This window comes from Peribacillus sp. GL_122, from assembly GCF_057835005.1.
This window is the reverse complement of the sequence record NZ_CM174415.1, coordinates 798936-824424: the sequence shown is the minus strand read 5'-3', so window position 1 is coordinate 824424 and position 25489 is coordinate 798936. Positions and strand designations below refer to the sequence as shown.

Annotated in this window: 26 protein-coding genes, 2 pseudogenes and 1 riboswitch; of the genes and pseudogenes, 7 read left to right on the top strand and 21 right to left on the bottom strand. The window is 38.6% G+C overall.

Translation table 11 applies throughout. The features are described from left to right. Positions 1 to 162 precede the first annotated feature (162 nt). Genes AC3ISB_RS04015 through AC3ISB_RS04005 form a run of 3 tightly spaced genes read right to left on the bottom strand, consistent with a single transcriptional unit; the run spans position 163 to position 3519 of the window. On the bottom strand, positions 163 to 1953 hold the full coding sequence (locus tag AC3ISB_RS04015; protein WP_489275605.1) for a glycosyltransferase family protein: 1791 nt from the start codon (positions 1951 to 1953) through the stop codon (positions 163 to 165). A 37-nt stretch (positions 1954 to 1990) separates the two neighbouring features. Then, positions 1991 to 2314, bottom strand: a complete 324-nt coding sequence (locus tag AC3ISB_RS04010; RefSeq protein WP_480340065.1) for a hypothetical protein — start codon at positions 2312 to 2314, stop codon at positions 1991 to 1993. Positions 2315 to 2334: 20 nt separating this feature from the next. Continuing rightward, complete coding sequence (locus tag AC3ISB_RS04005; RefSeq protein WP_480340066.1) at positions 2335 to 3519, bottom strand: glycosyltransferase family 4 protein; 1185 nt, start codon at positions 3517 to 3519, stop codon at positions 2335 to 2337. A gap of 462 nt (positions 3520 to 3981) precedes the next feature. Between AC3ISB_RS04005 and AC3ISB_RS04000 the strand changes: the two genes are divergently transcribed. Then, the gene (locus AC3ISB_RS04000) at positions 3982 to 4818 is read left to right on the top strand and encodes an RMD1 family protein (RefSeq protein WP_480340067.1); all 837 of its coding nucleotides are present in this window, start codon (positions 3982 to 3984) and stop codon (positions 4816 to 4818) included. 102 nt (positions 4819 to 4920) lie between these two features. Here the strand turns inward: AC3ISB_RS04000 and AC3ISB_RS03995 are convergent, their stop codons facing one another. From AC3ISB_RS03995 to AC3ISB_RS03960, 8 genes are all read right to left on the bottom strand, one after another. Next, positions 4921 to 5052, bottom strand: a complete 132-nt coding sequence (locus AC3ISB_RS03995; RefSeq protein ID WP_286176981.1) for a hypothetical protein — start codon at positions 5050 to 5052, stop codon at positions 4921 to 4923. Positions 5053 to 5430: 378 nt separating this feature from the next. After that, positions 5431 to 5910: a GNAT family N-acetyltransferase gene (locus AC3ISB_RS03990; protein WP_480340068.1), complete on the bottom strand. Its 480-nt coding sequence runs from the start codon at positions 5908 to 5910 to the stop codon at positions 5431 to 5433. Positions 5911 to 6185: 275 nt separating this feature from the next. Then, entirely contained in the window at positions 6186 to 6755 is a 570-nt protein-coding gene (locus tag AC3ISB_RS03985) for a YdhK family protein (RefSeq protein ID WP_489275604.1), read from the bottom strand. A 214-nt stretch (positions 6756 to 6969) separates the two neighbouring features. Next, positions 6970 to 7113: an anti-repressor SinI family protein gene (locus tag AC3ISB_RS03980; protein WP_489275603.1), complete on the bottom strand. Its 144-nt coding sequence runs from the start codon at positions 7111 to 7113 to the stop codon at positions 6970 to 6972. 358 nt (positions 7114 to 7471) lie between these two features. Beyond that, entirely contained in the window at positions 7472 to 8101 is a 630-nt protein-coding gene (locus tag AC3ISB_RS03975; RefSeq protein WP_141993760.1) for a hypothetical protein, read from the bottom strand. Positions 8102 to 8323: 222 nt separating this feature from the next. Continuing rightward, positions 8324 to 9091, bottom strand: a complete 768-nt coding sequence (locus tag AC3ISB_RS03970) for an arylamine N-acetyltransferase family protein (protein WP_480340069.1) — start codon at positions 9089 to 9091, stop codon at positions 8324 to 8326. A gap of 76 nt (positions 9092 to 9167) precedes the next feature. Continuing rightward, positions 9168 to 9314 carry a hypothetical protein gene (locus tag AC3ISB_RS03965; protein WP_480340070.1) on the bottom strand — a complete coding sequence of 49 codons (147 nt, stop codon included), beginning with the start codon at positions 9312 to 9314 and terminating at the stop codon, positions 9168 to 9170. A gap of 150 nt (positions 9315 to 9464) precedes the next feature. After that, a complete protein-coding gene (locus AC3ISB_RS03960; RefSeq protein ID WP_480340071.1) occupies positions 9465 to 10310 on the bottom strand; it encodes a manganese catalase in 846 nt (281 codons plus the stop codon). Positions 10311 to 10602: 292 nt separating this feature from the next. Between AC3ISB_RS03960 and AC3ISB_RS03955 the strand changes: the two genes are divergently transcribed. From AC3ISB_RS03955 to AC3ISB_RS03945, 3 genes are all read left to right on the top strand, one after another. Next, the gene (locus AC3ISB_RS03955) at positions 10603 to 11121 is read left to right on the top strand and encodes a DUF2243 domain-containing protein (RefSeq protein ID WP_480340072.1); all 519 of its coding nucleotides are present in this window, start codon (positions 10603 to 10605) and stop codon (positions 11119 to 11121) included. Further along, positions 11111 to 11893: a cytochrome c oxidase assembly protein gene (locus tag AC3ISB_RS03950; protein ID WP_489275602.1), complete on the top strand. Its 783-nt coding sequence runs from the start codon at positions 11111 to 11113 to the stop codon at positions 11891 to 11893. Before AC3ISB_RS03955 ends, AC3ISB_RS03950 begins: the two co-directional genes overlap by 11 nt. 111 nt (positions 11894 to 12004) lie before the next feature. Next, complete coding sequence (locus AC3ISB_RS03945; protein ID WP_098370871.1) at positions 12005 to 12370, top strand: carboxymuconolactone decarboxylase family protein; 366 nt, start codon at positions 12005 to 12007, stop codon at positions 12368 to 12370. 57 nt (positions 12371 to 12427) lie between these two features. Here AC3ISB_RS03945 and AC3ISB_RS03940 read toward each other — a convergent pair whose 3' ends face one another. Next, positions 12428 to 13060: a spore coat protein gene (locus AC3ISB_RS03940; protein ID WP_141993756.1), complete on the bottom strand. Its 633-nt coding sequence runs from the start codon at positions 13058 to 13060 to the stop codon at positions 12428 to 12430. Between the two features lie 419 nt (positions 13061 to 13479). Here AC3ISB_RS03940 and AC3ISB_RS03935 point away from each other — a divergent pair. Further along, positions 13480 to 13932: pseudogene (locus tag AC3ISB_RS03935) on the top strand (DUF3231 family protein). A gap of 102 nt (positions 13933 to 14034) precedes the next feature. Here AC3ISB_RS03935 and AC3ISB_RS03930 read toward each other — a convergent pair. The 7 genes and pseudogenes from AC3ISB_RS03930 to AC3ISB_RS03900 all read right to left on the bottom strand — a co-directional run bounded on the left by AC3ISB_RS03930 (position 14035) and on the right by AC3ISB_RS03900 (position 20548). Next, positions 14035 to 14205, bottom strand: coding sequence for a hypothetical protein (locus AC3ISB_RS03930; RefSeq protein WP_179891032.1), 171 nt, complete (start codon positions 14203 to 14205; stop codon positions 14035 to 14037). Positions 14206 to 14227: 22 nt separating this feature from the next. Next, positions 14228 to 16009, bottom strand: coding sequence for a phosphomethylpyrimidine synthase ThiC (thiC, locus tag AC3ISB_RS03925; RefSeq protein ID WP_489275601.1), 1782 nt, complete (start codon positions 16007 to 16009; stop codon positions 14228 to 14230). A gap of 135 nt (positions 16010 to 16144) precedes the next feature. Continuing rightward, positions 16145 to 16259, bottom strand: a riboswitch (TPP riboswitch). A gap of 115 nt (positions 16260 to 16374) precedes the next feature. Further along, positions 16375 to 17163 carry an HAD family hydrolase gene (locus AC3ISB_RS03920; RefSeq protein ID WP_098370868.1) on the bottom strand — a complete coding sequence of 263 codons (789 nt, stop codon included), beginning with the start codon at positions 17161 to 17163 and terminating at the stop codon, positions 16375 to 16377. 170 nt (positions 17164 to 17333) lie between these two features. Continuing rightward, positions 17334 to 17867, bottom strand: coding sequence for a histidine phosphatase family protein (locus tag AC3ISB_RS03915; RefSeq protein WP_144551733.1), 534 nt, complete (start codon positions 17865 to 17867; stop codon positions 17334 to 17336). Positions 17868 to 18101: 234 nt separating this feature from the next. Next, positions 18102 to 18554 (bottom strand): hypothetical protein, encoded by a 453-nt coding sequence (locus tag AC3ISB_RS03910; protein ID WP_480340074.1) that lies wholly within the window; start codon positions 18552 to 18554, stop codon positions 18102 to 18104. A gap of 325 nt (positions 18555 to 18879) precedes the next feature. Then, positions 18880 to 19587, bottom strand: a pseudogene (locus tag AC3ISB_RS03905) (zinc-binding dehydrogenase); the annotation flags it as partial. Positions 19588 to 19621: 34 nt separating this feature from the next. After that, positions 19622 to 20548, bottom strand: a complete 927-nt coding sequence (locus tag AC3ISB_RS03900) for a glycerophosphodiester phosphodiesterase (protein WP_144528511.1) — start codon at positions 20546 to 20548, stop codon at positions 19622 to 19624. A 644-nt stretch (positions 20549 to 21192) separates the two neighbouring features. Here AC3ISB_RS03900 and AC3ISB_RS03895 point away from each other — a divergent pair. After that, complete coding sequence (locus AC3ISB_RS03895) at positions 21193 to 22419, top strand: ATP-binding protein (protein ID WP_480340075.1); 1227 nt, start codon at positions 21193 to 21195, stop codon at positions 22417 to 22419. A gap of 59 nt (positions 22420 to 22478) precedes the next feature. Here the strand turns inward: AC3ISB_RS03895 and AC3ISB_RS03890 are convergent, their stop codons facing one another. Together AC3ISB_RS03890 and AC3ISB_RS03885 are read right to left on the bottom strand one after the other, a co-directional pair. Next, on the bottom strand, positions 22479 to 23303 hold the full coding sequence (locus AC3ISB_RS03890; RefSeq protein ID WP_141993749.1) for an ABC transporter permease: 825 nt from the start codon (positions 23301 to 23303) through the stop codon (positions 22479 to 22481). 31 nt (positions 23304 to 23334) lie between these two features. Continuing rightward, positions 23335 to 24105, bottom strand: coding sequence for an ABC transporter ATP-binding protein (locus tag AC3ISB_RS03885; RefSeq protein WP_377413241.1), 771 nt, complete (start codon positions 24103 to 24105; stop codon positions 23335 to 23337). A 379-nt stretch (positions 24106 to 24484) separates the two neighbouring features. On the opposite strand from AC3ISB_RS03885, the gene AC3ISB_RS03880 reads away from it, so the two are divergent. After that, entirely contained in the window at positions 24485 to 25474 is a 990-nt protein-coding gene (locus AC3ISB_RS03880; RefSeq protein WP_141993747.1) for an ABC transporter substrate-binding protein, read from the top strand. Positions 25475 to 25489 lie beyond the last annotated feature (15 nt).

The window sequence follows — 25489 nt, the reverse complement described above, 5'->3', positions numbered from 1 at the left end:
TTATACATACTGTGGAAATCGACAACATACATAACAAGTTTGCAAGAAGCCCTGGTCCTTTACTCGATATAAATGACAAAGGCCCCTGTAAGCGTGCAGCATTCAGGAGCTTTCCTTTGACTAATATATAGTTGTCTGCCATTGCATTGACTAATTGCATTATTAGAAGTTAAGCCTTTTTCTTAAATCCCAATACTTGAATGTCATTTTACCCATTTTCGACTTCGAAAGTGAATCATATTTACGTCCAAGTGCTAGGTTTTGTTTTTCTAACTTAGTAATTTGTTTAAGTTGAACTGTGTTCAGTTTTTTTAATTGCTTTACTTCTTTAACTAATTCTTTATTTTTCACTTTAATTTCAGTGTTTTTATTATCGACAATTGCCCGTTCTTTCATTGAAATTTCCACATCTTTTGGTTTTAATTTAGGAATGCTGTAGGTTTCAAATCCTATCGTTTTTAAATATGGCATGTTATTTTGAAAATTTTGTTCAAAGTTTCCATAACTTTTATGGATGTGGAAAAATGTATAACATCCAGCTTTTTCCGCTGAAATGATTTGACCATACCCAGACAGTTTAAATAGTTTTTCAACTCGTTTTATTTCTTCAGGTATGTTTTTGACAATATAGGTGAAAACTTCGTCAACATTAAACTCTGCAGACAATTTTTTCACTTTTTTTGATGGTGTATGCTGATTCAGTTCATCAAAGTCATCTTCATCAATATAAAACATATCCGTACTTTCATTTACATAATCTGTAATACGTTTGCTCCATAATAGTCCTTGCAGTTTTTTTATTGCTTCCGAAAATAGAAACTGTCTGCTAACTTGATACATTCGTTGTGCCGCAAACTCATATATATCCTTATTACATAGCGCTAATTTGACAGCGTCACGGAAATCCTTCTCTGTAACAGCATATAACGGGTAATCTTCGCCAAAAAGCTTTATATGCATTTCGGTTGGATTCATTATTACAGCCTTCCTTAAGATCCCATACTCCAATAGCTTTGTAGACAGTTCCAGACTGCTGTCCATTTCCACACTTCTCCAGGTTATCCCAATATCACCGTTCACGATTAATTGTTGAGCATTCTCCCTTGTCAATGCCCCGTACCATGTAAGCCCATCTGTATTTTTAAGGAGGTATGCCGCTTCTTCCTTAAACTGAGAATCATCTTTAACCCATTTGAATTTATCCCCCGCTACATCAAGTGATAGATTCGGAATCTCGCGTTTTAATTCTTTAAAAGCAGTAATGATGGGAATGGTCTTCCAATCCGGGTCGAATTTCCCTGTATATACAAGTTTGTTTTTTAACCGGGTCTGCCCTTCTGCTGATTCAACGTTCGGTATCATCGGGGTAAGTAGGGAAACTTTGTTTTTTTCTTTATTCAAATTAAGAATCTCAATGACAAATTCGCACATCTCTTCTGTTTGACATAAGAAATACGCACACTGATCATATATATTTTTAATGCTCTTAAATTTTTCTTCATTAACATCCTGACCTATGTGAGTCAAGCCTGTAGCATAAACTAATGTATTCTTTATGATATGATTATGCTTTGCTATTTTTTCAACAGTCTCAATGCTTCTTACAAATAGCCAATCATATCCCTTTTGACTCCAATAATGAGAAATGAGCATTTCAGCTATATCAAAATCAATGACACCTTTTTTTACCCATTCATCATCGTTGGCTTCAAAAAAAGGATCAACAAAAGGATTGAGGATGGTTATATTATCAAATTTCTCAAGAGGCTGAATTAAAATATCACGTTTGACCGGGCTAGCTAAAAGTAAGTCAACTTCGATGTTGGAATCTAACGCAATGGTCGATGCTAAGGAAGATAAAAATACTGCAGATCCATCCATTGAATTCATGTCAATAAAGCCAAATAGAAGCACCTTCATTTTTCTGTTTTCAACTAGTTCATGTGAATTCAAAGTTTTCACTCCAATGACTGAAATCTGATATGAATTTTTATTTTTTTATTTGTTCTTTAATAGATGATTTAAGCGCAAGATATTTTAACGTGAATTTCCCTGCATATGTAACGTTGAATTTGTGTTCTAATAACTTAAGTCTTCGTATTTCTTTGTTAAGCTTAATATTTTCTTTTTGGGCCATCTTACTTTTTTCTATTTCTTCCCGTAGCATATTATTTTCTTTTGTAATATTCTCAATTTTTTTTTGCTTTTCCGCGCCACTTTCCTCTATGAGCTCCAATGTCATGGACATCATGTCTTTCATTTGTAATTCAAGTTCCTCATACATAGTTTTCCAATATTCGTTTCGTTCGTCCATATTGAAAAAACTCCCCTCATTTAACCTTGGATAATCTCCAATTCTCTTTTAATAACAACATCTACCGCGCATTTTTCACGAATCGACTGAGAAGCTTGTTTTGACACTCTTAAAAATACGTCCGAGTTGTAATATAAGCGCTCTATTGCATCGGCAATTTCGATAGGGGACTCAGGCTTTGTTAGAAGGCCAGAAACGTCGTGTTTTACGAATTCCGGGATTGCCGTAATATCTGTTGAAATCGGCACTAGCCCACTCGACATTGCCTCACACATAGAAACCCCTTGAGAATCCAAACGGGTCGGGCAAAGGAAAATTCCATACTCCTTATGTAATGCAGCGATTTGCTCCTGAGATAGGAAACCTTTATGAATCGTCACATTCTCAAAATCCCGGATTGACTCAACGGTTTGATCGAACAATTTCCCATCACCATAAAATGCAAATTCCAACTTATCGAAGTATGGTCTCTTCGATAGTTCCAGCACTGCTTTCACCGATAAATCATTGGCATATTTTCGTGAAGCGTATGGCCTGATTGAAAGGACTTTTGTCCGCTTTTCAATAGGCTTTTCGATAAAGGTAAACAGATTGTCATCTATTACATTAGGAATGATTACTGAATTTTTCGATTCTGCTCTTGCGTCACATTCCGCAATATGTTCTTTGAACCATTTGGAAATATGAACAAATGTTGTATCCAATTCATTCGTTTGATAAAACCAATTCATAAAAGAAAGCTGTTCTACATAATAGTCGTCCGACATTTCAAGTATCTTCCTCAAGCTTTCAGGGCTTTCAAGAAAATTAAACCATCTTCTATGCCATGCTTCCGTTTCAAATCCATGTATCCAGGTGATAATCGGTAAATCTGTGTTCGTTTCTTTTATCGCTTGTACCATTTTGGGATTAACAAAATGAATGAGCGCTTTTTTATGTACTTTATGATTTAAGAAAATGCGCAGATGCTGTTCAGTTCCTCGATAAACAGGCACATCTTCATACGTATACTTTTCTGCTTTTTTATAGGCAGGATGCAAAACAAAGACATCAACCTTCAAACCCTCATCCAGATAAGCCTTGACTCTTCGGTGGATAAACCCATTCCGATATAACTGATCTTCATGTGGATAAGCATTCGTAATGATTACATATCTATCTTTTTCACTAAATGTAAGCTCATATAGATTTATAGATTCCTCCATTTTTGTTCACTCCTACTATTCAGTCATCTTCAATCAGCCTGCTACTTATCTGTAAATGAAGGATTTTTTTCAATCACTTTTAAAACCGTCAATCGATTATAACAAACATGTATTACTGAATATTGACATCAATATGAGAATTCTGTAAATAAAAGTAAAGTTTTCATGAACTTTTATATGTTTTTGTTAAGTTTAAGTAAGAACATAACCGGGAGGATCAGCATTCGTATAATCGCCCTCTTACATATAAACTATTGTATTTTAAGTCTGTTAATTGGAGTTGGGAGTGTAGAGCATAAAACCAAAAGCTTAGACTTGATTATTTTTTATATCCTTAATGAAATTTATTGGTTTAGACACCAATCAGTAAACTTTTTCTACCTTCAAGAATTATTCAAGCATGTTTTTGCAAGAATAGAATAGAATCGAAAAAAGACCAATTTGCTGAAGAGAGTGATATAGATGGAACCAATTACCTTTAAAGCTTGTGCAATCACTAATGAAATTGATTTGAACAAGATCGCCATTCATTGCGGTATCCCTAAAAAATTCACCTGGGAAGAGCCTTTAATCCTTAAAGGCGATATTCTAAGTTCCATCCTTAATAAAAATGTGGACGAATCACAACAGGTGCTGGTTTTTTCCTTTGGCAGCATTGTCTTCATTAATCACTCACACGCGGATGAGATTAAGGAATTTTCATCCTTTATCCATTCTTTCGAGCCGGACATTGATCTCGTTAATGTAGATAGATATACAGACGATTACAGCCTTCACTTCAGTGAAACTGAAAACATCAATTTGACAGACGAATATGTAGTTGTGCCTAAATATGAATTTTTCTACCCTGAATTAATTTCCACTATTCTCGCAAAATCGGTGGCACTTGAAAAAACCGAGGAACAACTCGGAAAAATTCACGACAAGCTCGAAGCCATGATAGACCGACTGGAAAAAGGCAAGCTGAGAATCGGCAACAAGGAACTAGCGAGGACGACGGCAAAAATCGTACGTCACGAGTACAATACCCTAGCGTATATCATGATTCTGGATAAACCTGATATTACATGGACAAGCAGTATTGCCGGCGAATTTTATGACAGAATGCTTGATTTTTTTGAATTGAATGATCGGTATAAAATCTTGAAAAGTAAAACTGAAATTTTATATAACATTATGGATGGGTTTTCTAACATCAGCCATTCGATCAGGGGACTATTCGTTGAATGGATCATTGTGATTCTCATTGTCTTTGAGATTGTTCTCACGATTTTAGAAATTGTAGGATGGATACCGTGAATTCTGAACATATCGTATCGATATTAAAATTATAGGGAAAAATCTCAAATAAGCATCATTAAGATGTTTCAGACTGTAGACAAATTCGAAAATCGGGTTTGCTTACAGTTTTTTTCTTTGAAAAACGTTCCAATTGATTTCAGAAATCCGCTCCCTTTCCGCCGACTGTCTGCCAAGCGTCTGCGGTGTCTCGGCTAGCCAGTTATTCGGCAGGAGTGTCGCAACTTTCTTCAATCTAATATGAGTTTCTTCCCATATAAAAGAGTAAAAAATTTTGGTAATCCTTCCATCGCTAAAGCCGTGAAAGGGATTATGGATAACACCATCCCGAACCCAATTTTGTCGACAAACTGAAGGGTCATTAAGATGCCTATTTTGCGTTTAACCACTCTTTCATTTTTAAGATACTGTGTATGGAAGTTTAATTAAATCCCATACACACCGGGGACTAGGTACTATGGGAGATTCCCATTTCCTTTATGCCTCTAATATGATTGATCCCCCTATCGTTTACCTCTCATGGGAGAACGTTTTGTCTTCTATCATACTCCCCCGAGGTTGCAAACACGTTCCACTGCCCTCTATATATTCCGGAAGTTATCTAAAGCTCCCTTAATCCAGAGCAAAGTGGAAAATAAATTCCTCCCCTTCTTCCCCATTAAATCTGTATCCTTTGTCAACGAATCCAGCTTTTTTATATAAATTTATCGCTGGAACATTCGAATGATGCACCGTTAGAATAATCTCATTTTTATCTGGATGACTTAGTTTGATCATCTCAGGCAACACTTTTAAAGTCTTAAAAGCCAGCCCCTTTTTTTGATGGCGCAAATCCAAGGAGAATGATTTAAGAAGAACCGCATTCTCATTACTTGTATATTGATTTCCCGCTTTATCCGTATATAAGGCAAAACAACCAATCAAATCCTGATCTAAATAAATGACCATGGGGAGATTATATTTATCCTTCCTGAAGTCTTCGATAACTTTCAAAGGTAAAGAAGTATAGATTGCTTGTTCTATAGGTAAACAATAGTTGCTCAGCGCCTCATAGTCATTTTCCATAAAAGGTCTAATAGTTAATCCAGTCACCAAACTTACACCCCATTTTTTACATTTTGATAAATCCATATTAACAGATACTAAAGTTTTACAATCCACTACATACAATAATTTCCAAGAAAGTTTTCACAAAAAAAGGAATGGCTTGTTTGCCATTCCTTCAGACTGTAGACAAACTCGAAGAAAAGCGAGTTGTTTAAATTTTTTTAAAAAACGTTCCTATTGGTTTCATCCATAAAAAAAGTAACCATGAAGGATAACCAAGACTTATTTTCTTCTTCTGTTTTGCAAATCATGATGTTAAATCATTCAGACGCTGATAATTCACTTTCCGTTACCCATTTATGGTTCTTTACTTTTTCTCCCCCCGTAGTCGGTGTGAAATCGACCATATAAACAGTCGTTTTTTCAGCAGATTCAACTTCAGCGACTGTCCCGTTCATCCCTTCCATATGAGAAGCATTTATTGTGACCTTCGCTCCGGGTTCATACGTCTTCTCACCTGCACCTTTGATTTCTTCGTGTATGATCCATTTATGATTTTCTACCTTTTCTCCGCCAGTTGCAGGCGTATACGAAATTGCATAAGCAGTCGTATCAAATGCACCCACTATTGTTGCTTCCGCCCCCTTCATGCTTTCCATATGACCTGATTCGATAATCGCTTGACTTCCAACTTCATAGGTTGGATTTTCTGCAGCTTTTAATCCTTCTGGAACATCACCCGAGTTAGAATGGTTCATGTCCATTTCACTATGTTCCATTTCTTCTTTTTCTTCTTTGTTCTTATCATCGCTGTTGGAACATGCGCCAAGGACTAAAAACAGCGCTGCTAATAATGATAGGATGATAGGCAATTTTGTTCTTTTTTTCATATTGAATAAAACCTCCTTTATGATCGCATCCATTTTAGCAATTAAATATGCAGAAAATAAGGAGTGACTTGTAACAAAAGAAATGGTGTCCTCATACTTTTTTTATGCAATAGTCCTGTTTTACCTGATAGCGTTAATATTAAAGGTCTGAAAAAAGAAGAACCTTTCTCCGCAGATAGAAAAAATCACCTTTTTTTGTTGAACAGAATTCTATTTAGCCACCACAATCGCTACTTTTATTGCTATTCGACTTTTCTTGCAGAAACTTTTTGAATTGCTCTTTTGTAACATCCGATTTCATTGCCAATATGACTAATTCCAGCCATTCGGCAGGAAGGTTTCTATCAAAATCCTTCATATCATCATCTCTTTCTTTTTATTTTCAGTTTATTTTTCCAATTTTGTGTAAAACTATATTCGGAATATCATTATAAATTATCTCAATCTTCCATAGCAGCATTTTAGTGTAAATTTAATAAGTCTTTACATTTACATATAAGGCCCCAATGTTTGTTTGTAATCAGGGAATTCCCCATTCTTCTATATTAGTAACCTTAATTATTTAAATAATAAAAGTGAACAGCATGCATTCGATCGTGGTTTAACAGAGGTAAAAAGAGATGGTTTATTGATAGAGGTTATTTGAGGTGAACAATCCTGCCAGATATTGCCTGGAAATCAAGCAAGAAGGACTTGGTCAAAAGTCCTTCTTATGTCTAGTCTCCCAAAGAGTCTCCCAAAGTTGATTGTTCGATTTTTTGTATGATATGTGAAAGGTTCATGGAGGCATGTTTTTTATAATCCCTGCCTATGGATTTGAATAACCCTTTCGCTATACCTATTAACATGGTTTTGGTATGTCCATCCGAAATAATGGACTTATTAGGGAAACTTGATTCAGCTTGCGCACCGCCAATCTTATTAGCTGTTTCCTTAATAAAATCAATGATTTTAATTTCCTGGATTTTTCCTTCGATATCGGTTTTATAGATAATTTGTTTTCTCCAAAGCTTTAGCTCAATTCTCTGTTTAGTATAATCGAAGAGGTCTTCCGTAATATGAACATTGCTCATTTGAATGGAATCTTTAATCGGATACAATTTCGGGTTAGGATTGATTTTCTTAATTAATGATTGGTCAATCGTGACCTTTTCCCGCTTTATGCGCGTAATTTTCGTTTCACATAGAATCAGCCTTAACTGTCCGGCAATTATATTGTTGAACTCTTCTAAACCAAAGAGTTCAACGAGCATTACGCTATATTCCAAAATGGTGATCGCTTCATCGAATTTTCGTTTAGCAGCTGCATTCGATCTAGTAAAAACCAATCTATTCTTCCTCTCCATATCCTTCTCACCCCACTGAATTAGAATCTATTGAATAAATAGTAAAAACTTCCGTAATGGATGTTTTAGACTGTAGACAAATTCGAAAAAAGCGAGTTTACCTACAGTTCTTTAGAAATTCGCTGCCTGTCCGCCAGCCTCCTCGCCGGTATTCATAAAAAGACTGTCGGGAATGGACAGTCTTTTGGTATGGACGCCTTTGATATTTAGTCCTTTTTTCCACTATCTATCGAAGTGCTGTTTCATTAACTCCTTAAATCGTGTTCCATCTATTTCTTCTTTCGTCACTTTCCCATCTTCCCACTGTGTAAAGGATGTATCAGTTAAAGTGATGTTCCCGCTGTTTGTCAAACGGGTGATTAATGGATGCTTATTAAATGGCGATTGGGGATTTTCCCTGATGATCGTTTGGACCTCATTAAGTTCCGCTACATTTCCTACCGGTTTTGAAGAATCGAAAGCATACCCTTTTCTCCAATCGCGATCTTTATGTTTCAGTTTTAATTCAAGGATATGATCTCCATGGTCGGTACTTTCTTTTTTTATCCTGAACTCACCATTTTGGGAAACGACCGTTTCTCCGTTCAACGGAACTGGTTTTAAAGGCAGATTCCCGCCAAAACCCGTATCGATCAAATAGGTTCGGCCCTCATGGTTCAATAGAATGGTGACATGGGTCCTTCCTATGGTCATCCACCCCTGATTATAGATGACACCCCGAACCAAGAATACATCAAAGTCATTTTCCTTCAGGAAAAAATAAAGGGCTGCATTCAATTCATAGCATAATCCACCCTCATTCCTCACGAGGACTTTGTTCATGATATTCGTTTTATTGATATCACTCAGATGGGATGCCATGATCGATAAGTTTTCAAAAGGAATGGTTTTCGCTGTCTTATCCAGAATTTCCTCTAATTTCTCAAATGTCAGTTTCACATCTTCCTGGAGCCCTATTCTTTTCCTGAATAATGAATTCAGTTCATTCATTAAGATTCCCCCTTTAGACAGATACCGACGAAGAGCATCTTGACTTTGTATATATTCATTATACTTTGTCCATATTTCATTCTTCAATCAATCTTCCATTAGCTCCACCTTTTCCTTTTTCCTTTTCCCTTTCCACCACTTCCCCAGAAACTTCATTCGCCCTATTCCGGGGTGGCTTAGAAAAATCTTTAAATAGTAATTTTTCTGCACCTACTGCTTTCATTTGTCCCACTTCTTACTATTTAAAATGGTGTCTTGAAGATGGAAACTATGCTACTCCAAAACATATCCACACGCAAATAATCAGACTTTGTAAACATAAAAAAACCGATGTCCCTTTAGGGGCCATCGAGCCTTTTTTGAAAAGTTTCCATTACCTTTTATTAAGCGATTGACTTCTATCCAGGTCATGATGCAATTGTGCTGCCGGAACCTTAGGGCTAGGAATCTGCCCTTTTGCAACTGGTTCAGCTACATATACAAAATCCCCCGTACCATCTGGGGCGCTTCCTGTTGCCCACAGGCCGTCTCCTGATTCAATACCTTCTGACAAGTTCCAGAATTCGTACGCTTCCGGTTGAGATTCCATTTCCGCTTCCGGTGGGAATGACGCGGGAACGACAATGCCATTTTTTTCTTCAAGTTCTGCAATGGCCGCCATCCATTGATATTGGTGGTAACGATCACGGGCTAACATTTTACGGAAGGTTGCACGTACCCCTTCATCTTTGGTCATATGATATAAACGGGCCACTTGAAGGCGTCCTTGGCTTTCAGCATGCAGATTCGATCGCATGTCCGCTAATAGATTTCCGCTCGCTACAATATAAGATCCGTTCCAAGGCACTCCATTCGAGTTGGTTGGCAGTCCGCCAAGTCCGCTTACGAGCAAATGCTGGGGATTAATTCCACCCATGATTGCTGCTGTAGCTGGATCTTTTGCGGCCTCTGCCTGATCTTCCGGAGAAGCGCCATCAAGTAATTGACTAATGAGCGAACAAAGCATCTCTACATGTCCAATTTCCTCTGTACCAATATCCATCAGCATATCTTTGTATTTTTCTTCCCCACGGCAGTTAAAGCCCTGAAAAAGATATTGCATCATGACAGTCATTTCCCCAAACTGTCCACCTAACACTTCCTGAATTTGGCGTGCAAGCATCGGATCTGGCCGCTCTACTTTAACTTCAAATTGCAATTCTTTTTGATGACGAAACATTTTGACTCCTCCTTTTATTAATAGTTGACTTTCTAAATTTTTATTACCCGCCTGTCCATGCTTGAAACATGAATCCAGTTATAATGAACAGTAATTGGAAAAAAATACATTAAATGAAAATTGAACATTGAACTAAAAATCCAGGATTATATTAGGACCATGAATGGATCACTAATAAGATTTATAAAAGATCCATTTACCTGTCTATAACTTTGCAATACAGGGTAAAGTAGAAAGAACCATATATAGGAAAATCAACCACATATAAAGAAACTTAAAAGGAGGATGGAAAATGGATTTCAGGCCCCGAAATCAAAAAAATCAATCCATTTCAGAATTACGATATACTTATTCCGCTCGTAATCTATGGTCTGGTTTTCTATTCGGGCTCGGATTGGTGGCATTCATCGATGAAGCCATCTTTCATCAGCTATTACATTGGCACCATTTCTATGACAAGTCCACATCCAGTATCGGACTTGTCTCGGATGGTTTATTTCATGCCCTAAGCTGGTTCGCAACGGTAGGGTCTCTGTTCATGTTCGCTGACCTTCGCCGCCGAAAGGGATTATGGCTGAAAAGGTGGATAGGAGGAGTTTTGCTCGGGGCAGGTTCTTTTCAGTTATATGATGGGACCATCCAGCACAAGCTAATGCGTCTCCATCAAATTCGTTACAATGTCGATATTCTCCCATACGACTTGATTTGGAACATTGCAGCCGCAATCATGATACTGATCGGCATTACCTTCCTCATTCAAACATGGCGCAGCTTACTTAAAGTGAAAGAAGGCGGTCGCAATGCACAGTAATGGACATATTCATGATATTGGAACTGGTTTTGAACCGATTTTTTTGATTCTTTTCTCGCTTGCTATAGTTATTTATCTAGCAGCTGTCGTAATTTCGAACCGCCGCTATAAAAAATGGCCCTTATACCGTACGTTCTTTTGGATTCTTGGTACAATCTGTGCAACCTCTGCAATTATAGGCCCCATAGCCAATCGCGCGCATATGGACTTCACGGCGCACATGGTTAGTCATTTACTGCTTGGTATGATTGCACCAACCCTCCTCGTGCTTGCTGCACCTATTACTCTTGCACTGCGAACACTTGATGTACAATCAGCAAGACGCCTTTCAAATTTGTTGAAAAGTTGGCCGCTGCGCATTTTAAGTAATCCAATCACTGCTTCCGCGCTTAATATTGGGGGACTCTGGATACTTTATACGACTGAGTTATATGAGTTGATGCATCAAAATGCCCTTCTACATGCATTGGTGCATTTTCACGTGTTCATAGCGGGCTATCTATTCACTGCGTCCATGATTTATATGGACCCTGCGCCCCACAGGTTCAGCTTCATGTTTCGAGCTATCGTATTTACAATTTCACTGGCCGGCCATGATGTCCTTTCTAAATATATTTTTGCCCATCCTCCAAGCGGAGTCACCAAGGGACAAGCGGAAAATGGAGGAATGTTAATGTACTATGCCGGTGATGCCATTGACGTTGCACTTATTTGCATCCTTTGCTATCAATGGTTCAAAGCCACCCGGCCTAAGGGTTCACTTGCCTGTTAGAAGGTGGGTTCCATGATTACTTTAGTAAACTCCTATGTTTCTGTTTAATCGTCCAACATTTAGCTCATACTAATTTTTGATGAAAAAATTTAGGATGGAGCTGAATGGAAAATGGAATTTGAAGCTAACAATTCTACTGAAAATGCTCTTCGTGATTATAAAGCTGGAATCGGTGTCTTTACGCATAAAATGCCTGATCTCGCAGAGAAATTCAATTCGTTTACGGAAGAGTGCTTTAAAGAAGGTCAATTATCCCAGAAAGAAAAACAGCTTATCGCACTAGGAATAAGCTTATATTCACAAGATGAATATTGTATTATCTATCATACAAAAGGATGTCTTGATCAAGGCTGTTCCGAACAAGAAATTCTTGAAGCCATTGGCGTGACCGCGGCATTTGGCGGAGGAGCCACCATGAGTCAGGCTGTTACCCTTGTCCAGGAATGCATTCAGGAAATAAATCAGATGAAACAATGATAAAGAAGGGATAGGAGAGTTAGTCCTATCCCTTCTTTCTGTTCTTAACAAATGCTATTAATGACTCATGTTGTTGTTATTTCCTTGTGCGGGTGCATACGAATTCATCATTTGTTGCATATCCTGCTGTGCAAGCTGTGGAACTTGGTAGTAATGATGTTTGTTTTGATATATCGAAATCTCATATGCCATTTCAATGCAGTTCGGAACGGAATCTGCAAATACGCGGCGAACCACCGGATTCGTTATTTCAAGCGCTGCCATCGCTTTCATGGATGCTGCAGACTTGACAGCTCCAAGCATCAAGCCTGAAATGCATTCATCCGTAATTTCCGACACGGATTGCAAAGGTTTCTTTGGCTGTGTTGGTGTCAATCCATATATGAAATCGTTACCTTGGTTCATTTTGTAACTCTGGGTCCGTTTAGAAGGATCCTGGCCCGTTTGGAAGCACTCCAATGAAATATTATATTCATCTTGGATGAACTGATATTGACGATCCAGAATATCCATCAATTCCTGATCCTTTACATGCTGACGCAAAAGAGTGTATGTGTTTAAAGTACCAATCGTTCCAGACAACACTTCATGTACATCGAATAATTCGTGACCACCGTGATTCATTTGTGGTGGGATGGCACCCGTTTGCATGTTCTGATGTACTTGACCTTGTTGATATTGGTTTTGCATTGTATTTCCCTCCTCGTTTTATCAATCATGTGAACAAGTTTAGTATGTTAAACCCCAACTGGATTATTCAAACTAAACTCTTCCAAGAAGAACAATTAAGCGGCAGTCATGTTTTCTGTATAAAAAAAACGTGACGTTTTAAACTATAAACACTTTTATTTGAATGGGAGGATTTCTAATGACACATAAATGCTTCTATTGTACTGATGAAACGGAAGAAAAAAAATCCATGTTGTAACGTTTCAAGTTACTGACATGGATAGAAATGAAATGCTCTGTGATGAATGTTATCAAGAAAGGCTACAAGGAATAAAAGGCTAAAATCACTCCAACGTTTTCCAAGAATTAACGATGCATACATGGATTAGTACAGGGTAACTTAACTACGTTAAACAGTGAAATTCTTAAGGAGGATGGTTATGGGAATTTTAAGCGAAAATCCGAAAGAAGAGCCTATGCATTACGGTGAGGTATTTGGAACATGGGCATTTCTAACAACAAAAGGCTTGATTGCATGTCATCAAACTATGCGTAATCATACTGGTGATAAGGACCTTTATAAATTACTCGTAGAAGTGATCAATCAAGGGAAACAGGAAAGTGACCATCACCACCTGAAAGGCCTAAATCAAATTTAGAGGATATTCCCGCTGGGGCACGACTTCAAGATCCTGAAATCTGTGCTTCAGTATCAATCGATATTAATGCATGATTAGTTACTTGCAGCCAAATCATGGGTCAATGCATCCGCGAAGATATTGCACAGATGTTCGCACAATTCCATACCAAAAAGTGCTGAATTCCTACGATTGAGTAAGGAAAAGGGATGGCTTGTCCCTCATCCTCTTCATATTACTAAAACAAGTTTGTAAAAAGTAATGAAATATCCCCTTAATCATGTTGACTTTGTGATTGAATGCCCCAACATGATTAAGGGGGTTAATTCGGATAATGAAGGGACAATTAAGGCATCACTACCATTGCAGACTTTCGATTAAGTAGCACTTTGTACATTGTTGACTATAATCATTCTTTACAAATTCATGATTACAATTCTCCCGAAAAATGTTCAGCTCTCTTTTCAGCTGTTCCAATTGAGTTTCCAACTGTTTCATTTCAACTTTTATCTGGATTACCCGATTCATCGAATTCTCCCTCTCGTCGGAATCATTGATAGATTTCCCCGTCGGTTTTCCTGAATTCACTCGCTTTTTCTTTAAGCCCTTCATCGATTACCGACTCAAAACCCAGACCCTTTTCCTTCGCCAGATCACGGATGTCCTGAGAGATTCTCATACTGCAGAATTTCGGGCCGCACATTGAACAGAAATGAGCTGTTTTGGCACCTTCAGCCGGTAGAGTTTCATCATGATATTCGACCGCCCTTTCAGGATCGAGGGAAAGATTGAATTGATCTCTCCAACGAAATTCGAATCTAGCCTTCGAAAGGGCATCATCCCGTTTTCTTGCATGCGGATGACCTTTAGCAAGGTCAGCTGCGTGGGCCGCAATTTTATAAGTTATGACCCCTACCCGAACATCCTCTTTATTCGGAAGTCCCAAATGCTCTTTCGGTGTCACATAACAAAGCATGGCAGTTCCAAACCATCCGATCATGGCAGCACCAATCGCAGAAGTGATATGATCGTATCCAGGAGCTATATCCGTTGTCAATGGTCCCAGGGTATAGAATGGTGCTTCTTGACAGACTTCCAGCTGCTTATCCATATTTTCTTTAATTAAATGCATCGGTACGTGACCAGGTCCCTCCACCATGACTTGAACATCGTGCTTCCAAGCAATCTTCGTCAGTTCCCCAAGTGTTTCCAATTCAGCAAATTGTGCCTCATCGTTTGCATCTGCAATGGATCCCGGACGGAGGCCGTCACCTAATGAGAAAGAGACATCATACGCCTTCATGATTTCACAAATCTCTTCAAAGTGAGTATAGAGAAAACTTTCTTGGTGGTGGGCCAAGCACCATTGTGCCATGATGGAGCCCCCTCGGGAAACGATTCCCGTAACTCGCTTTGCTGTCATTGGGATGTATCGCAAAAGCACACCAGCGTGTATGGTGAAGTAATCGACACCTTGCTCAGCCTGCTCGATTAATGTATCCCGGAAAACTTCCCAATTTAAATCCTCCGCGACTCCATTCACTTTTTCCAATGCTTGATATATCGGAACCGTCCCAACTGGCACAGGTGAATTTCTGATAATCCATTCCCGAGTCGTGTGAATGTTCTTTCCAGTGGAAAGATCCATTATATTGTCTGCACCCCATCGTGTAGCCCAAGTCATTTTCTCCACTTCAGCTTCGATCGATGAACTAACAGCGGAATTTCCAATATTCGCATTTATTTTCACATGAAAATTACGTCCGATGATCATTGGCTCACTTTCAGGATGGTTAATATTTGCCGGAATGATAGCCCGTCCGCTAGCTACCTCTTCTCTTACAAACTGAGGGGCTACATTTTCCCTGATCGAAATGAACTCCATTTCTGGAGTAATGATACCTTTACGGGCATAATGGAGCTGGGTTACGTTTTGGCCTTTCACTGCACGCAATGGTTTTCTTTTCAATCCCGGAAAAACTTCGGCGTTGGATTGTGACTCAACTTTTTTATACCCGTTATCTTCGGGCTTTATTTCACGGCCATCATACTCTTCAACATCTTCCCGTTCCAGAACCCAGCTTCGTCTAATCGGGGCAAGACCTTTACGAATATCAATGGGATAATCTGAATCCGTATAAAAACCGCTTGTGTCATAAACTCGTAAAGGCGGATTTTCCTCTTCGCCGAATGCCCCTGTAGTCGGACTTAACTTAATTTCACGCATAGGTACTTTAATATCAGGTCTAGATCCCTCAACATACACTTTTTTACTCCCGGCAAAACTGGACATAATTGAAACGTTCATGTCATTTACAGAATTACTCATCATGATTTCATTTCTCCTTTTTAAGTTCATTTAAAAAGGACAAAATCCAATCCATTTCGCACGAAAAAGCCAGATCTCATATTTAAGACCCGGCTAACGTTAGTATGACTACAGAAATGACCAATTGAAATGTCATTGTTTAGTAGATTCTAACTTCCCCACGCTGGTATGAACCAGATCAGGTCCTGAGGGTTAAGAAGCTTAAGCGCTTCTCTCTCAGCCCAACTTTTATTGGACACCCCTAGTCTGAATAATTTAATTGATTACAGGGTAACTATATCTCACCCTTTTCATTCTGTAAATAATTTGAAAGACCTAATATTTTCATTACACCTCTCCAAAATTTGTTATTTGGAGAGGACCGTTAATTATTTCCCCAGGCTCTCAAGGATTGGGTAAAGCTCCTCTAAATGCTTGATTTCATAGGTTGGAATCACTTCATTCCGTTCCTTATCATGGCGATTTATCCAAACCGACTTTATACCTACCCGTGATGCTCCAAGGATATCGGTCATTAAATTATCGCCGACCATCAATACTTCATCCTTATCAAGCTCCATGATTTCCAAAGCATGCTCAAAAATGGAGGCATCTGGTTTACCTCGTCCAAATGCGCCTGAAATCACGATTTGGTCGAAATAAGGAACCAGTTCAGGCGTAATTTCAAGTTTGGTATTTTGCAGTTCAGGAGATCCATTCGTAAGCAATAGCAATTTGTACTTCCCTTTTAATTCATCCAGAACACGGAAGGATTCTTCATAGATAAATGGCTTTTTGCGTCTCTCGGCCGGGAAACGTTCTGCCAGTTCAAGCCCAAATTCCGGATCATCGATCCCTAATGCCTTCAAACCTCTCGTCCACGCTTCTTTCCGATAAGCCGGTGCAATCCCGGCCATCTTCCGGAATTCATCATGATCATCCTGAAAATTTCCCCATAATCCCTCAAATGGGTTGATTCCGATCATTTGAGTGAATGCATATGTATCGTAAGAAGAATAAAGCTCACGTGCTTCCTTTCGCACCGCTTCTTCAAACTCGTCGACATTCAGATCATATTTCTCCTTAGCCACTTCGCATGTGGCCACAAAAGCCTCTTTTACACTTTTCTGATCCCATAGTAATGTATCATCTAAATCAAAAAAAACTGCCTTCAGCAAAATGTCCACCCCTCTTTCCCTATTATTGAATTCGTAAAAATTACACTATTACAATAATAAACCACAACCAATAAAAAAAGAATAACTATTCGGAAAATGCCTTCCTCTTTCTTAAAATAAGCAAAAATGACTTACCCTTTCTGGTGGGAAACCTAATATTTTCCCCTTTATCATCTTTCAAATACATAAAGCTTTCCATTACTGGCAATCTTGAATTTTGGACCAGTGAACCCACGTCGTATCAGCTCTTTCCTTATATATACCATGAGGGCGGCATGACTCACGATCAGAACATCCCTGTCCCCCTTTGCTAAGACCTCATCCAATACTTTATTGATTCTTCGCTCTGCGATCTTAATTTCCGCCCTTGTCTGCTTGTTGATTACCGAGCAGCAGCGAATCCAGATGGCCCAAAGGATGAACGGCAGCTTAACCTTTCCTTTAAGAGGAGGGGAAGGTATTTCCCGCAGCTCCTCCATCCGATGAACCGTACCTGGATAGATATGTTCCGCTGTCTTGACAGCTCTCGACATATCACTGCTATAACATTCCTGCCATTCCTCCACACCAAATAAAGTCGTTCCGTAAATGATATCCGCTGCATCATAGTCCTCAAACCATTGCTTCATATCATCCGCCGTCACAGGTCTCCCAGTGGGAAATTCATGTGCCACCTTAAAATGCCGTACCAAACCAATTTTCATATATTCTCCTTTTTATCTTTTAAAATATACATTTCGTTTTCTTGTAAAAGTCCTTATCAATATATTACCCTATGTAAAACCATAAAAAAATGTATGTTGAAACTATAAAAAGCCTTACTGATCTCTCCTTGTCATTGTGTATGTTTAAAAAACCTAACGGATTGTGTCACTATAAACATTTGATTATGATAGCATCGAAAAAAGAGAAAGCATTTCGCCTTCTCCAGTTTTGGTTTATTCTATGAATTGAAGTTCCGTTATCGTACATCTTTTCCTGAATTTATATTTCCCGCTCAAATCACTGAATTGATAATCATTGAGGGATTTCCCCAGTTGTTCATTTAGCTTATCCACAATGATTGATTCCTCAATTGTCTCTTTCCAATTTTCCTTTCCTATTAACTCTTCGAACGGAATTGTAGTCAGGACTTCATCATATATCTGGATGCTTTGATCGATGCCGAAGCTGCCATAGATACTGCCATTTTCATCAGCAAAGATATGCTCCGATTCCAATTCTTCCACCAATACTTCTAGATATTCCTTTGACTTAACAGGCTTGATGGCAATCTCTGCTTCCGCCGTTACAGGTCCCAATCTCTTATCGACGATCTCTATCGTCAATTTAACGTGAACGGGCGGATACCCAAACCCTTCACAAAGTTCTGCTGCCGAATTATATACCATCTATACATCCTCCTTTTGTCACTATCATTATATAATATAAATACTCCATCTCATTACCAAAAACCCTTATTCAAGTTCACTTGGCATATGCTCCTTCATCAATTGAAGGGTCAGTCGTCACATTTCCGGATTCCCCTGAAACGAAAGCCACCCATTATAGTAAAAAAATCAGTGTAATCCTGATTTCTTCAGTTCAAAGGCATAATTATCATTCATATTTCACAACTCTTTTATACGTTTATCCATAATACGCCATTTACTATTTGTGAACATAGCCAAAAAGTCCAATGCAGCTCCATGCATTGGACTTTTTATAAGCTTCAGATTATGGCTTTAACACCACTTTAATGCATTCATCTTCGTGATCGTTAAAGATTTGATAAGCTTCACTCGCTTTTTCGAGAGGGGCTTTATGGGATATGATTTCCGTGGGGTCGAACTTTCCAGCCGTGATTTCATCAAAAAGCTTTGGCATGTAGTGAATGACTGGTGCTTGCCCCATTTTCAGGTTAATGTTCCTTTCAAATAAATTGCCTAATGGGAACATGTTATATTTGGATCCGTATACGCCAGTCAATTGGATCGTACCGAATTTACGTACGGCGTTAAGTGGAATCCCGATCGCGCTTAACGTTCCGCCCTGAAGTTTCAGCTTTTGCTCAATCGCCTCGATCGTTGATTTCTTGCCATCCATACCCACACAATCTATGACCTCATCGGCCCCGCCTGAAGTGATTTCCTAAATGTAGCTGCCCATATCGTTATACTCGTCGAAGTTATACGCCTCAACCTTATTCATCTGTTTTGCCTTATTGAGCCTATAAGGAAGATTGTCGATTGCAATGACCCTTTTTGCGCCTTTCATCCAAGCGAACTTCTGAGCCATCAAGCCAATCGGGCCACAACCAAGTACCGCTACCGTATCATCTTTCTTGACTCCAGCGTTCTCTACACTCCAATATGCGGTTGGCAGCACATCGGACATGAACAATAGAGCCTCATCTTCAAGTTCACATGACTCTATTACAAAAAAAGCCCCGGAAAACCGGGACTCACATAATTACTTATTAATTCCCATTTTCATTGTGATTATCATGCTTGTACTCTCTTAGTACCTCGCTGAATACATCAGGATAATTAGTGAACAGCCCCGTTGCACCCCATTCAAGAGCCTTTTTCATATCCGCTCTATCATTTACTGTATATGGATGGAATTGAAGGTCATGACTGCGAACCATCTTCACATATTGTCCATCAACCTTATTGAAGTTCGGGCCAACGCCAATTGCATATTCCTTAACGGATTCCAATTCTTCATCTGAAATGGTTGCTGGGTTCTTATAAGAATAGAGTTGCACAAGCGGTAACTTTGGACTCATGTCATGAACCTTCATAAGGCTTTCTTTACTGAACGATTGTATTAATACATTCTTGGTACGGCCTTTTGAATCCACCATTTTATATTCTTCCAGAACCTGCAGAAGTTCTTCTTCCATTCCTGGATATACTTCAGGGGACTTTGTTTCGATATAGTAATTGGCCTGCTTTCCGAACTTCTTAAAGACTTCTTCAAGAGTGGGAACCTTTAACCCTTCATATACCTCTTTTGCCAATTGCGGATATTTTTCATTAAACCATGAACCGGCATCCAGTTGCTTGATTTCTGCCAGCGTTAAATCCTTCACCAGACCTGTACCATTCGTCGTACGATCCACCTTTTCATCATGCATTGCTATCAATCTTCCATCCTTGGTCATCTGAAGATCGATTTCTATGTAGTCACCTTTCATTTGTTCTCCCAATTGATAAGCGGGAATGGTATGTTCAGGTGCATAACCAGAAGCTCCCCGATGTGCAATATTCACGATTTTCTTCTCATAAATAGATGAATTGGAATGATTTCCATTTGCAGCTGAGGCCCCCATGGAAGTAGCTTGCAATATAAAGGCCGCACTCATCATACAAAAACCGAATTTCTTTATATTCGTTTTCATTTTCCCTCTCTCCCTCCTATTATTACCATCATTTTAGAAGGGGAATGTGAATCTACAGATAATATAATGTAAAGAAATAATATATTAGTCAAAATGAGTAAAATAACCTATCAAAAAAATTACCCACAGTGCTTTCATTAGTTTGTTGTACCTAACCCAATATGAATGATGGCTTAATTATTGATTAAGCCTCTTTATCCAAAAAAATTATAAATGAGAAATGTGCTAAACATGGATACTGGTAATCTAATAAGAAAATATAAAAAGTTTCTTGGCATGTACATATTGAAATAGTAGAAAAAAACAGTCACCCAAATACCACCAACTAACCATTTACTCCTTGTTACTTAACTCCTTTCTTCGCTGTTTAATAAGTCTTTAACCGTTTCATTAATACGTCAAGTCTGCTATATCCATAATAAACCATGCTTAAAGCCGATAAATTTCAGATATTAGATCAGATGTTACAATGTTGACATACCAAGGGGGCATGGACAGAATTGTTCCCTAACTCCTTGACCTCCCCTTCCGGTACTATATATAGAGAGACTATCGATGGCAAAATCTATCTTTTTCTGATTTACAAAAAACTAGTATCATATTACTATTAAGCAAACAACAGAATATTAATATTAAGGGGAATTATGTTAAAAAATTATCAATATTATCAAAACAAACACCGATTTATACTGAAAGCATTCATGGCAATGATATCCTTTTTACTATTAGTTGGGATTTCTGTATCACCTATAAGTTGGAAAGATAATCCCTACGAGATGATATTACAGGTCATTTTAATATCGGGGATGATAATTTCTCTGTTATTTTACTTAAAAACAGAAGTCAATTTTTATAAAACCCTATTCATTTTCTTAATTACTGTTTATTTATACGGAAAATTCTTGATATTTCCAGATACCGCAATCATGATGTCTTTATTTGCTTTAGCACCCTTGATTCCCATTTTTCTCTTTGATAAAATCGGGTTTTATATTGTCGCCACTTTAAATTTCATATTAGGTCCCGCTTCCATCTTGATCATTTCAAAATCGGATCTTCAATATACTTATGAATATGTCGCTTTGGATAGTTTCGGCAACACGCTTAATTTCATCGCTATACAAATCATATTGGTATTCGTATTCATAGGAACCAATAATAGGGTGGAATCCACTAATGCATTTCATAAGGAAATACAGCAGGCCAAACAACTGAACTCAGTCGGACAGCTCGCTGCCACCATTGCACATGAGATACGTAATCCGATTACAGTCGTAAAAGGATTTGCCCAGTTATTAGATCAAGAGAAGGAACTGAATGAAACGGAAAAATTTTATGTACAGACCATGCTTACAGAACTTGAATATACACAAGTGATAATCAATGACTATTTGTCTTTGGCAAAACCTCAAACGGATAATGTACAGGTCATTCCTTTAAATTTCGAAATCCAAAAGATTTCCGATCTATTAACGAGTTTCGCCAATAATCGCAACATAGGCTTTCTCTTGGATTTCCGTGACGACCTGCACATTAACATGAATCCCATCGAGCTTAAGCAGATACTGGTCAATATCATGAAAAATGGAATTGAGTCAATGAACAATCCCGGATTCATCAAAGTGGAAACAGAGCAGGAACGCACTATGGCAAAAATACGAATAACGGATACAGGAATAGGCCTCTCCAAAGAACAGCTTGCAATACTCGGCACCCCATTTTATTCGCTTAAAGACAGGGGAACAGGTATCGGCCTGACCGTTTGTTATTCCATCGTTCAAAAATACAAAGGAAAAATCGTGGTGCAGAGCGAATTGAACAAAGGAACATCGTTCACCATTTATTTGCCCTTACATAGAGAAATCAATTAAAAACACGCTACAAACAAGAAAAGGATGACCACCCAAAACAGGGCGGGCATCCTTTTCAATTAGGCTTTAAAACTATCTTGCCATTTCAATAAATGATTTTCTAAAAAACGGACAAACGAATCGGAGATTTTGCCAGCGAGGGCAAAAATGATGATGCCTACGAATACGACGTCCGTTTGCATGAATGAACGGGCATCCTGGATCATGAAGCCCACCCCTCTATCCGCACCCAACAATTCAGCTACGACCAGGCACATCCAAGCCGCACTTAAGGCTAAACGGATACCAAGCAATATGTTTGGCAAAGCTGCCGGAATCATGAGCTTCGTTATTTGTTCCAGACGGCTAAACTCTAAGATTCGGGCAACATCGTATAGTTTTTTATCCACATTCCGAAGGCCCAAAAAAGTTTGTAAATATAGAGGAAAAAAAGCACCTAAAGCAATAAGCAGCACTTTGGATAGTTCACCAAACCCGAACCACATAATGAATAAAGGGGTAATCGCAAGTAAAGGAACTGTTCGTAACATTTGAATGCTTGGATTAAGATATTCCTCGGATTTTTTTTGCATGCCAACGATGACTCCTAGCAATAAGCCTAAAAAACCACCTAACGCAAAGCCAAGAAGAGCCCGCGTTAAACTGATTTGTAAATGCATGCCCATTTCCCCTGACTGAACGAGATCAATGAAAGTCGTGACGATTAATAAAGGTGATGAGAATAATTGGGCCGGCAGGATGCCAGCCGAACCTAATGATTGCCATGCAATCAACACGACAACGGGAAGGAACGAACCCCGCAATGCTGATTTGGCAAGTTTGGATTGTTTTTTCGTTTTCCTTATGACAAGCGACTTGTTTTGAGCAACGGTCTGTGTAGACATATTTTTCATCCTTCCTTTTTTCAAAAATTAATTAAATGCTCCAATCTTCCCTTTCTTCAGGATGATGATCAAGTTGGGTTAAAATGACGGTCCTGAATTCCTGAAACGCTTTGCTTGTTCGAGTTCTTGGATATGGTAAATCAATTGGAACGATAGCCTTAATCCGTCCAGGCTTTGCCTCCATGACTACCACTTTGCTCGATAAAAAGATGGATTCATCAATATCATGGGTGACAAGCACCATCGTTGTCATATTCTTCTCCCATATTTCTAGCAAAGCCTCTTGAAGATGCGTTCGCGTGAAAGCATCCAATGCACCGAATGGCTCATCCAGCAATAAAACTTCAGGATTACGTAATAAGGCCCTGGCAATGGCAACACGCTGCGACATTCCACCTGATAATTGGCGTGGATACGCCTTTTCAAATCCTTTTAGCTTAACAAGTGAAATTAAATCATCCACCCTTTTTCTAATGTCCGGTTTTTTTAATGGAAGGTTACCTGCAATATTTTTCTCCACGTTTAGCCATGGAAATAAGCGGTGCTCCTGAAAAATGAAACCACGGTCTTTAGAAGGGGCGCTAACCGGATGATCCCCTGCTATGATCGAGCCGTCAAAGTCTGAATCAAGTCCTGCGACCAGCTTTAATAATGTGCTTTTCCCACAGCCGCTCGGACCAATGATGGTGACGAACTCACCATTTTTGACGCTCAGATTTAAATTATCCAAAACATGGACACTTTCATTATCATTCTTAAATGTTTTGCTTACATGATTAATTTCTAACGTCGCTACCAATATCCTCACCCTTTCTCAAATAAAAAAAATAGAGATCCAGCAATAAGGCACATATTGTCCCTTTGCTGAATCTCTAGTTAACTAGTCGATTCAATATTTCATTTTATATTAACTTATCGATTATTTATAATCAACACCGAATACCAATTTATTTTATCGGATTAATCAATAAATAAATTGACAGATTATTCTAACACCTGTTAAGATGCATTCATACACAAATCCGCTTCACAAAAAACCAATTAAATAAAGGTCATGTGAATCAACTGGACTACCGGAGATTCAATGAAGAGTAACCCCGGCATACTCTTCGTTGAATCTCTTTTTTGTTATTAATCTGACTATCCAGATGTGGTAAGTGTAATAAAAAAGGAGGGAATTCATGAAGGAATATCGTAACAAGTTAACCGCAGTATTACTTGCCATCATTAGCATTGCTGTATTGGCAGGTTGTAATTCCGATGCCGGTAAAGCTTCCGGGAAAAGTGATCCACTTAAAGTTCATATTGCCTTAAATGGCAAGATGGGGCCATTGGTCATTGCAAAGGAAAAGGGATTGTTCGACGAAGAGTTTTCTAAACTGGATGCCCAAATCGAGTGGAGTGAATTCCCGAGTGGTCCCCCGCTTTTGGAATCCCTCGCTTCCAATCGGGTTGACCTATCTTTTTTAGGGGATGGTGCACTAATTGCCGGAATTGATAAGAATCTGCCATTTGAAGTGATTGCACAAACAGGTCGAGGTGAGTCATCTGTCCGGATCCTGGCTCAGCCAGAAGGTGACATAAAGAAGATTGAAGATTTAAAGGGAAAAACGATCGGTGTTGCCTCGGGGACAACGGGTCATGTGTATTTAATCAAGGCATTGAAAGCACATGGTTTAACGACTGATGATATTAAACTCATCAATTTACAACCGGATGATGCTCAATCCGCTTTTGAAACCAAACAATTGGACGCCTGGGCGATATGGAACCCTTATTACCTTAATAATATTGAAAAAGGTAATGCAGTCGCACTTAATGTAAAAGGAAAAATATTAGCTCCTGGTGCAATCATTGCACGTAACGAGTTTGCAAAAGCACACCCTGAAATCGTCGAGGCCTACTTAAAGGTTTATAAAAAAGCTGCCGATTGGCAAATTGAAAATCCAGATGAAGCATCTGAAATTTATTCTAAAGAAACTAAATTGCCTGTGAGCACAGTCAAAAAAATAATAACAGCTGAAGAACCAAATATCTACTTTACCGAAGATGCCATCAAGGCACAACAAGAATCAATCGATACTTTAGCTGGTGTGGGTTATATCAAGAAATCATTTAATTTTAAAAATCAGATCCACAATGAGTACATTGATGAAGCTTTTAAAAAATAAAAAAACATACCTTAC